Origin of the sequence: Nitrospirillum amazonense (assembly GCF_029594735.1) — a bacterium.
Classification (GTDB): Bacteria; Pseudomonadota; Alphaproteobacteria; order Azospirillales; family Azospirillaceae; genus Nitrospirillum; species Nitrospirillum amazonense.
In genome coordinates this window covers 1-687 of record NZ_JARPAF010000010.1, presented here as the reverse complement: position 1 = coordinate 687, position 687 = coordinate 1, and the positions used below count along the sequence as shown (strand labels likewise).

At 67.7% G+C, this 687-nt stretch carries 2 protein-coding genes; both read left to right on the top strand.

Translation table 11 applies throughout. From position 1 onward, the window contains the following. The first annotated feature begins 160 nt into the window (after positions 1-160). A complete protein-coding gene (locus P5F91_RS28900; protein WP_277908979.1) occupies positions 161-379 on the top strand; it encodes a hypothetical protein in 219 nt (72 codons plus the stop codon). Next, positions 379-684: a DNA cytosine methyltransferase gene (locus P5F91_RS29960; protein ID WP_422394505.1), complete on the top strand. Its 306-nt coding sequence runs from the start codon at positions 379-381 to the stop codon at positions 682-684. Before P5F91_RS28900 ends, P5F91_RS29960 begins: the two co-directional genes overlap by 1 nt. The last annotated feature ends 3 nt before the right edge of the window (positions 685-687 follow it).

The window sequence follows — 687 nt, the reverse complement described above, 5'->3', positions numbered from 1 at the left end:
TTGGCGGACCGCATGGTCACCTTGGTGGTCGCCGCCGCTACCCCCGCACCGGCCCCGGCCCTGGTGCCCCCGGCCGTCAACCCCTGCCGTCTCAACACGTTTCCGCCGCCCTGGTTCAGGGCGCCGGTGTCCATCTCCAAACCCTAAAGGAGTATCCATCATGCTTTTCGGCCTGCGTCCCCAAGACATGTCCGACAACACCCGCGACCTGGCCGCCTGGATCGGCACGCCGCTGATCGTCGCCGTCATCGCCGCAGGCCTGTGGTTCGGCCTGCGCGCCGCCAGCTGCCACGACGCCGTCGCCGACGGCTGCCTGTGGGACCAGCGCGGCCCCATCCTGATCATCCCCGGCCCCGTCGGGCATCCCGCCCAGCCCTGATGCGTGACTACTACAACGAGATCGACCCGTTCGCCGCCGCCACCCTGCGAGAGCTGATGAAGGTGGGCGCGATCCCGCCGGGCGACGTGGACACGAGGGACATACGCGATGTTCGACCTTCTGACCTGGCGGGATACCGCCGCCACCACTTCTTCGCCGGCGTCGGCGTCTGGGCCTATGCCCTCGACCAAGCCGGTTGGCCCGCTGATCGACCAATCTGGACGGGAAGTTGCCCTTGCCAACCTTTCTCCGCGGCAGGCGAAAGAGAGGGGTTTGATGACGAGCGGCACCTATGGCCGTACTGACAT